The 7,816-nt window shown below is 54.7% G+C and carries 10 protein-coding genes; 2 read left to right on the top strand and 8 right to left on the bottom strand.

Features of this window, described 5'->3' with window-relative positions:
• Positions 1-225 precede the first annotated feature (225 nt).
• From IKE44_RS08660 to IKE44_RS08640, 5 genes are read right to left on the bottom strand one after another with little or no spacing between them, the layout of a single operon-like run.
• Positions 226-954: a YwiC-like family protein gene (locus IKE44_RS08660; RefSeq protein WP_287465643.1), complete on the bottom strand. Its 729-nt coding sequence runs from the start codon at positions 952-954 to the stop codon at positions 226-228.
• A gap of 5 nt (positions 955-959) precedes the next feature.
• The gene (moaD, locus tag IKE44_RS08655) at positions 960-1,190 is read right to left on the bottom strand and encodes a molybdopterin converting factor subunit 1 (protein ID WP_011230277.1); all 231 of its coding nucleotides are present in this window, start codon (positions 1,188-1,190) and stop codon (positions 960-962) included.
• Positions 1,187-1,654, bottom strand: a complete 468-nt coding sequence (locus IKE44_RS08650) for a molybdenum cofactor biosynthesis protein MoaE (protein ID WP_033013773.1) — start codon at positions 1,652-1,654, stop codon at positions 1,187-1,189. Before IKE44_RS08650 ends, moaD begins: the two co-directional genes overlap by 4 nt.
• Entirely contained in the window at positions 1,651-2,151 is a 501-nt protein-coding gene (mobB, locus tag IKE44_RS08645) for a molybdopterin-guanine dinucleotide biosynthesis protein B (RefSeq protein WP_033013774.1), read from the bottom strand. Before mobB ends, IKE44_RS08650 begins: the two co-directional genes overlap by 4 nt.
• The gene (locus IKE44_RS08640; RefSeq protein WP_049625460.1) at positions 2,148-3,407 is read right to left on the bottom strand and encodes a molybdopterin molybdotransferase MoeA; all 1,260 of its coding nucleotides are present in this window, start codon (positions 3,405-3,407) and stop codon (positions 2,148-2,150) included. Before IKE44_RS08640 ends, mobB begins: the two co-directional genes overlap by 4 nt.
• A 412-nt stretch (positions 3,408-3,819) precedes the next feature.
• On the opposite strand from IKE44_RS08640, the gene ric reads away from it, so the two are divergent.
• Positions 3,820-4,527: an iron-sulfur cluster repair di-iron protein gene (gene ric / locus IKE44_RS08635; RefSeq protein ID WP_049626321.1), complete on the top strand. Its 708-nt coding sequence runs from the start codon at positions 3,820-3,822 to the stop codon at positions 4,525-4,527.
• 101 nt (positions 4,528-4,628) lie between these two features.
• On the opposite strand, the gene moaA is transcribed toward ric, so the two are convergent.
• Together moaA and modB are read right to left on the bottom strand one after the other, a co-directional pair.
• On the bottom strand, positions 4,629-5,654 hold the full coding sequence (gene moaA / locus IKE44_RS08630; RefSeq protein WP_287465640.1) for a GTP 3',8-cyclase MoaA: 1,026 nt from the start codon (positions 5,652-5,654) through the stop codon (positions 4,629-4,631).
• Between the two features lie 54 nt (positions 5,655-5,708).
• A complete protein-coding gene (gene modB, locus IKE44_RS08625) occupies positions 5,709-6,371 on the bottom strand; it encodes a molybdate ABC transporter permease subunit (protein WP_033845516.1) in 663 nt (220 codons plus the stop codon).
• 219 nt (positions 6,372-6,590) lie between these two features.
• Between modB and IKE44_RS08620 the strand changes: the two genes are divergently transcribed.
• Entirely contained in the window at positions 6,591-7,289 is a 699-nt protein-coding gene (locus IKE44_RS08620) for a Crp/Fnr family transcriptional regulator (protein ID WP_287465638.1), read from the top strand.
• A 14-nt stretch (positions 7,290-7,303) separates the two neighbouring features.
• On the opposite strand, the gene IKE44_RS08615 is transcribed toward IKE44_RS08620, so the two are convergent.
• On the bottom strand, positions 7,304-7,741 hold the full coding sequence (locus IKE44_RS08615) for a hypothetical protein (RefSeq protein WP_049625535.1): 438 nt from the start codon (positions 7,739-7,741) through the stop codon (positions 7,304-7,306).
• Positions 7,742-7,816: the final 75 nt, after the last annotated feature.

Raw genomic sequence — 7,816 nt, 5'->3', positions numbered from 1 at the left:
GTGCTAGTTGAGCGCTAAAGCTCAACTAGCACCACGGGTTTCCCTTCTTTCTTTATTTGAGAACGAGTATAGAAGAAAGAGGTAGGCTTTTGAAACGACCCTTTGCAAAACCGTTACAAGGAATTCACGCCCATTTCACATCATGCTTGTGCCATAAAAAAGCAATCCCGCCTAACCAAACGAAAAACCCCAAACGGTCATGGATGCCTCCCGTTTGGGGTTCGTTCAAGAGTAAAGCACGATCATCGCGATGAAAAAGTACGCCGCGTTGGCGATTTCCAGCATGCCGAGTTTCATGATCGGCAGCGACTTGCCGTATAAGTAGACGGCGCGAATGACGCTCGGGGCGTAGGCCAAAACGGCGAACGACTCGCCGATGGCGATGAGGCCGACGATCAACAAAGCGTGGTAGCCCCATGACAGCCATTTGTACCGTTCATTTTTCTTTTCCCGAATCATCGTCTTGACGTAAAACGTGCTGCCGATGAAAAAGAGGAAGGAAAACAAGGCGAGTTCAAATGCTTCAAGCGTCAACTCCCCACGTCCGGCGTAAAAGGCGGCGAGGCCGCCGATGCAAAACGCCGCGATGGCCGCCGCGTCGTTCCAAAAGGCGCGCTCATTCTTTTTCTTGCTGTAGTAGGTGTTTACTAGGAAAAACGGCATCATGGCGAGCCCGAAGTAGAAAAGCGCCGGCTGCTGCCAAAGGGAAACGGCCAAGGCCGGTGCGGCGATGGCGCCATAGCGGGCGGCGGCGGGCACGTACGGGTCGTTCCGCTTCGTTTTCACCGCCATCAAAAGCGGATACGTCGCCAAATAGAGCGCGACCCAAGCGACAAAGAGCGGCGCGTGATTCCACGAGAGTCCGCCCGCGTACGCCCCGAGCCAAAACGGGATGATGAGCATCGCCCAGGCGCCGTGCTGTTTTGGCATCACCCATTTGCTTTTGTTCGCCATTGGTCTCATCCTCCGCTTACCGGTGGAATAAAGGCGACCGTGTCGCCGGCATGAAGCGGCGACTCGTCGCGGGCGTACTCCTCATTGACCGCAGTCATGACGCGCCCGAGCGAGACGCCGTAGCGCTCTTCCACTTCGTCTTTCAGTTGTTTCACCGTTTCCGGAACGTGCGGCCACATCACTTCCCGCTCACCGATTTGTTCGCCTAAATGCGCGAAAAATAAAAGGCGGATCATTCCTCACTCACCTCCGGCTTTCCGGACGGATACGCCGTCGTTTCAAGCTGGTCGCCCACCCAGGCGCTTCCGTCCTCCCATTGCTCTTTTTTCCAAATCGGCACGATTTGTTTGATCCGCTCAATGGCGTAGCGGTTCGCCTCATACGCTTCGGCGCGGTGCGGCGAAGAAACGGCGATGACGACAGCGATGTCGCCGATCTTAAGCCGCCCGATCCGGTGGGTGATCGCCGTTTTCGCCCCCGGCCATTTTTCGGCGATTTCCGCCCCGATTTGCGCGAGCATTTTCTCCGCCATCGACACGTACGCCTCATATTGCAAAAAGAGCGTCCGCTTGCCGTTCGTCCATTCGCGCACCGTGCCGGCAAAGACAGCGACCGCCCCCGCTTCCGGACGCATCACTTTTTTCATCACATCTTCGACCGAAATCGGCCGGTCGGTAATGGCAAACAACGGTTCGGTCATGTTCGTGTTCTCACCTCGTTCATGAGCCATGGAATATATTCATCATCATCGGCCAGCGAAAACACCGGATGCACTAGCGGCCCTTCGAGTGGCTCCCAGGCGATGACGGCGCGGATGTCGGCGAGGTGCTGGAGCGACGCCCAATCTTTCGCGGAGCGCACAAGCACGACTTTTGGATACCGATCTTGTTTGTAGCCTTCAACCAACACGAGATCGAGCCGAAGCGGCGCATAAAGCGCCAACACATCATCCAACCGCCATAGCGGACGGCGGAGATGTAGCTGCAACAGCCCGTCCCCTTCCACCGCCGTTGCCACCGCCCCGGCCCGCTCATGGCGGACGGAATCGACACCTTCCGGCCGCGCGGGCTCGCCGCCATGGCCGTGATGCTTCACCGTCCCGACGCGCCATCCTTCCCGGACCGCGGCCGCCACCCATTTTTCCATCAACGTCGTCTTGCCGCTATGTTTATAGCCGACGACTTGCCAGACGTTCATTCGCTTGACCCCTCATCGTCATCCAAAAGCCACACGTCGACCTCATCGCCAACCGCAAACCCTCTCGTTCCGCCCGGCAGCACCATCAAGGCGTTCGCAAAGGCAAGCGAGGTGACGATGTTCGACTTGTCCATGCCGACCGGCTTCACGACAAGCCGACCGTCAACCGCCTCGACCCGGCTGCGCACGAAGCGGGTGAACGGGTTCGGCTTTGGAAACTCGGCGCCAAGGGTGGCTTTCGCTTTTTTCAAATACGGCTTGGCCGAAAACAGCCGCGTGCGCACGACCGGGCGGACGAACAGCTCATACCCGACGTAGCACGCCGACGGGTTTCCGGATAGACCGAACAGCAGCTTGCCATCAATCTCGGCGACGGTCGTCACGCTCCCCGGGCGCATGGCGATTTTGTTAAACAACACGTTCGCTCCGAGCCGCTTGTAAATGGCGGGCAAATAATCGAAATCCCCGACCGAGACGCCGCCGGTCGTAATGAGCATGTCCACTTGATCGAGCGCCTGGCGCACAGCGTGAAAACACGCATCGAGGTCGTCGGCGAGCTGGCCAAAATAAATCGGCTCGGCGCCGCTTTTGAACACCTGCGCCTCGATCATGTAGGCGTTGCTGTTGCGAATTTTTCCCGGCACAAGCGGTTCCGAGACGTCAAGCAGTTCGCTGCCGGTCGCAAAAATGCCGATGCGCGGCCGTTTTGCCACTTTCACCTCCGCATAGCCGAACGTCGCCAAGAGCGCCGCCACCCCGGGATTGATGCGCGTCCCTTTTTCGATGAGCGGCTGCCCTTTTTTCGCGTCTTCCCCTTGAAACGAAATATTGTCGCCAGGGCGGAACGGGCGTTTAATGGCCATATACGTTTTTCCATCCCGCTCGTACTGTTTGGCGAGCTCCAACATGACGACCGCATCGCACCCTTGGGGAATTTGCGCTCCGGTCATCAAGCGCACCGCTTGAAACGGACCGACGGGCTGTTTCGCCACTTGTCCGGCGCCGATCGTTTCAATGACTTCAAACTCGACCGGATGGTCAAGTCCCGCTCCTTCCGAGTCGGCGGCGCGAATGGCAAATCCGTCATACGGCGAGCGGTCAAACGGCGGCACGTCATGGTCGGCGCGCAAATCTTCGGCCAAATAGCGGCCGTACGACTGGCGAAGCGGCACCGTCTCCTCTTCTCCTCTCCCAGCGTAACGCATCACCCGGGCGATGGCTTCCGCGACAGGAATCGGGGTTCGTCTTTCGACCAACGGTGTTCTCCCCTTTCTTTCCCTCATTCACTTCACTAAGCCCATTTTATCGTTTTATCACAATGATTTCCAATCTTGCAGCTGCTTAATGGTTTGGGCCAATTTTTCATCAACGACGCTGGCATCATCAATATGCTGCAAAATCATCTTTTTCTTCCTCCCAGCGGCTTGCCTTGGCCAGCAGCCACATGCTGACTCCCCCTCTTTTTTCGGCAGTTCACATCTTCTATGCAGCGCATTCACAATTTATATCGTCCATTTTATTGTACAGGAAAGAAGGGAGCCACTGTTGTGATGTTCATCACATTTCCTTGTTGTCTACTTTTTTCGTTTGTGTGAGATGTGTCACAACGTTGACGTCCAAAACAAGGTATGCTGAAGCTGTAACGATTTGGTGATGGAGGGATCCGAAATGGAACAGCGGTTTACCGAACAATCGTTGATCGGCGATATTGTCACTCAATTTCCGAAAGCAGCGGATTTGTTTAAAGCGCGGCGCATTGATTTTTGCTGCGGCGGGCAGCGCCCGTTAAAAGAAGCCATTGAAGAGCGCGGACTCGATGGCGAAGCGCTCCTTCGCGAACTGAACACCCTTTATGCGGAGGCGCAAAACAAACCGGCCGGAAACTGGAGCGAAGCGCCGCTAACCGACTTGGTCGATCATATCATCAACACGCACCACCGCTATTTGAACGAGGAACTGCCGCAGCTCAGCCCGTATGTCACGAAAGTATTGCGCGTGCACGGCATGCACCATCCGCATCTTTCCCACGTGCATAAACTGTTTCATGAGTTAAAAACAGAACTCGAGCAGCATCTCATTAAAGAGGAAACGGGAGCGTTCCCGCTCATTTTGCAATTTGCCGACAACCCATCGCCGGAAAACCAGGAGGCGGTCGAGCGGGCCGTTCGCGAACTGGTCAATGAACATGACGCAGCCGGCGATTTGATGAAAGAAATTCGTGAAATCACCAACGACTTCACCCCGCCGGAAGACGCGTGCGGCACGTACCGGCTCGTCTACAACCGACTCGCGGCGCTCGAAGACGATTTGTTTACCCACATCCATTTGGAAAACAACATCCTCTTCCCGCGCGTGTTGGCGGCGGTGAAGGCATAAGCAGACGAAGCCATTCCCCCATTTCTAAGGTAAAGGCAGGCGCATCGAGCGATAAAAAGCAGGGCTGCTTCTTTGACGAAAAGAGCAGCCCCGTTTCTTTGTTATCCCCCAATATACGACATTTCAATTTTCGGGCGCTGTTTCGCTGTCTCTGCCGTCCGTTCTTCCGAATAGCGGTCTGTCCGCTCGCTCCAAATGGCGGCGATCAGCGCCTTCAGCTCTTCTTTCCCCGCGCCGGCGCGCAGTTTGTCTTTCAACGACACTCCCTCAGAAGCAAACAAACACGTGTACAGCTTGCCATCGGCGGAAATGCGCGCCCTCGTGCAGCTTTGGCAAAACGTTTCCGTCACTGAGGCGATAAAGCCGACTTCCACCTCCGTGCCGACGTAGCGATAGCGGCTCGCCACTTCGCCGAAGTACGCTTTTTCAACCGGTTCAAGAGGGTGCATGGCGTTGATTTGTTCATACATCTCTTTTTTCGTCACGACATGGGAATAATCCCAGCCGTTCGTTGTGCCGACATCCATAAATTCAATCAAGCGGAGCGGAATGCCCAAGTCTTTAAAGTAGGCCGCCATCGGCACGATTTGCGAGTCGTTCCATCCTTTTTTGACGACCATGTTCACTTTCACGCCGAGCCCCGCCGCCAGGGCGGCTTCGATGCCTTTCAACACCGGGGCGGCGCCGACGCCAATGCCGTTCATGTTGCGGAAAATGTCATCATCCAACGCATCCAAACTGACGTTGACGCGCTTCAACCCGGCTTCTTTCAACCGCTGCGCCCATTTCACCAAATGAACGCCGTTGGTCGTCAATCCAATATCGCGCAGGCCAGGGAGCGCGGACAGCCGCTCAATGAGCGCATCGAGGTCGCGCCGAAGCAACGGCTCGCCGCCGGTCAGGCGGATTTTTTCAACGCCAAGCTCGACAAAACATTCCACTAAAAGCGCCATTTCGTCAACGGTTAACAGCTGGTCTTCCGCCAAAAAGCGAAAATTCGGCCCGAACACTTCCGCAGGCATGCAATAGACGCAGCGAAAATTGCATTGATCGATGACCGACAACCGCAAATCGCGAAGCGGGCGGGCGAGGCGGTCGATGATCTTCACCCGGTCGCGCTCTTCCATGTCGCTCCCTCCTTTCCCTTTCATGGGCCGCGTGATGTTCCAACGGCCTGCTCCTTATCGCTGCCAACGGCCTAGTTTCGCCGCACAGGACAATAAACTAAATGACAATCCAATCGTGACCGCCACCCATGCCCACGCCAACTCCATCCGCCCCGACTCCATCGCCATATAGACAGCGGTGGGGATCGTTTGCGTTTTTCCCGGAATATTCCCGGCAAACATGAGCGTCGCGCCAAACTCCCCCAGGCTGCGGGCAAACGACAGCACCGCCCCGGACAACAAGGCGTTTCTGGCCAGCGGCAGCGAAATATGCCAAAACACTTGGCGCTCATTCGCCCCATCGATGCGCGCCGCTCCTTCAACGGTTGGATCAACGGCTTCCAGACCCGCTTTGGCCGCCTGGTACATGAGCGGAAACGACACAACAACCGCCGCCATCACCGCCGCGCCGGGTGTAAACAGCACCGTTGTGTGAAACCACGTTTCCATCAACTGTCCGATCGGGCTATGCCGCCCAAACAGCACAACAAGCAAAAAACCGACAACCGACGGCGGCAGCACGAGCGGCAACATAAACACCGTCTCCACGATCGTCTTCCCACGAAACCGGCGGCGCGCCATCCACCTCGCCGCCGCTGTTCCAAGGATTGCGACGATCACGCCGGCAAGAAGCGATACGTTTATCGATAACCATACCGGTGACCAAAACTCTTCCATCGACGAGCCTCTCTCTGTTCCGTCTCCCTTTTACCATACGAAAACAAACAGTAGAATGCTGTGATGCTACTCACATTGTAACATAGAAAAAGGAAAAACCAATTTAGAAAAAAATTGTGACGCCTCGCACAAAAAAACAGTAACCGGTGATTTTTTTCACTCTCTCCCGCTGTGATGATTTTTACAATAGAAATAGCTGAATGAATGGAGGGGCTATCGATGGAAGCTACAGTGAATGGATATTTTCCCCATTTACGTTCTTTGTTGCAATCGTCGAAAAAAGTGATTCCACTTCGCAAGCACTCCTTTTTGTTCCAAGAAGGGATGCCGGCCAATGAGCTGTACTTGATTCTTTCCGGCAAAGTGCAAGTGAGCAAAATTTGCCCGGACGGAAAAGAAATGTGCTTCCGCATTTGCGGAAGCGGGGAAATCGTCGGCGAGCTGACGCTGTTTACGAACGATGCACGCTACTTGTTGACGGCCAAGGTAATAGAGCCAGGCGAAGCGGCAGTCATAAACAAAGAGGAACTGGAACAGCAGCTGCTGATCAATCCGCCCCTTACCCTTGAATATATGCGCTGGATCAGCAAGCATGTCCGGCGGACGCAGACGAAGTTTCGCGATCTTATCATGCACGGCAAAAAAGGGGCGCTCTATTCAACACTCATTCGTTTATGCAACAGTTATGGCGTCCCGCTTGAAGATGGAAGTATCTTCATTGACGTAACGTTAAAAAACCAAGACTTGGCCAACTTTTGCGGCACAACGCGCGAAAGCGTCAACCGGATGCTCAATGCGTTAAAACAGGAAGGGATTATCTCGATGAAGCGGGGGAAAATTACGGTTCATGATTTAAACTATTTGAAAACGGAAATTCAATGCGAAGACTGTCCGGCGGATATTTGTTGCATTGAGTGAGCGGTGCACCGTAGTTAGGGGTCTGTCTGATCGTTCCCCTTCGATACACAGCAACGACCAAGCCATTTTGGCGCGCTGATTAGAAGAACGCCCGACCGACCGTTGTTCGCGGCCTGCCGGACGCTCTCTTTTTTTCGATTGTGATGCGAATCACTTCTTTTTCTTTTCACCGCCGTATAATACGTTTTCCCTTTGTCAATTTCAATGTCAGTGATTTGCGCCGTCATTTCAACGCGGACGTCATGCAGACCGATCCGCTCCATTTTCAACGGCACCGGTGCTTGGTTCAATCCTTTATGCGCCGCTAACATGTTCGCAGCAGACTGTTGCGTAGTTGCCGCTGTTCCGTTTTTATTTTCCGCCTTTGCCTCTCCTCCTCCCCCGTTGCTGCATGCGGCCAAACGCGATGCAACCAACGCAACTGACAACAACGTAGACACATTTCGTTTCACTGTTTTCCCCCCCTTCAGTTAATTTGATTTACACCTTCAGCGTACGCCATTTCTGCCTTTTCCCCTAGTGATTTG

Origin of the sequence: Geobacillus sp., from assembly GCF_017515625.1 — a bacterium.
In the GTDB taxonomy this organism is placed as follows: domain Bacteria; phylum Bacillota; class Bacilli; order Bacillales; family Anoxybacillaceae; genus Geobacillus; species Geobacillus stearothermophilus.
This window is presented reverse-complemented; position numbering and strand designations above follow the sequence as displayed.

What these genes read in the sequence shown, in the direction of transcription:
- IKE44_RS08650 (WP_033013773.1), bottom strand. Translation starts at nt 1,654, where the DNA reads ATGACCGAACCGTTGTTTGCCATTACCGACCGGCCGATTTCGGTCGAA.
- moaA (WP_287465640.1), bottom strand. Translation starts at nt 5,654, where the DNA reads ATGGAAGAGCGCGACCGGGTGAAGATCATCGACCGCCTCGCCCGCCCG.
- IKE44_RS08660 (WP_287465643.1), bottom strand. Translation starts at nt 954, where the DNA reads ATGGCGAACAAAAGCAAATGGGTGATGCCAAAACAGCACGGCGCCTGG.
- mobB (WP_033013774.1), bottom strand. Translation starts at nt 2,151, where the DNA reads ATGAACGTCTGGCAAGTCGTCGGCTATAAACATAGCGGCAAGACGACG.
- moaD (WP_011230277.1), bottom strand. Translation starts at nt 1,190, where the DNA reads ATGATCCGCCTTTTATTTTTCGCGCATTTAGGCGAACAAATCGGTGAG.
- ric (WP_049626321.1), top strand. Translation starts at nt 3,820, where the DNA reads ATGGAACAGCGGTTTACCGAACAATCGTTGATCGGCGATATTGTCACT.
- IKE44_RS08620 (WP_287465638.1), top strand. Translation starts at nt 6,591, where the DNA reads ATGGAAGCTACAGTGAATGGATATTTTCCCCATTTACGTTCTTTGTTG.
- modB (WP_033845516.1), bottom strand. Translation starts at nt 6,371, where the DNA reads ATGGAAGAGTTTTGGTCACCGGTATGGTTATCGATAAACGTATCGCTT.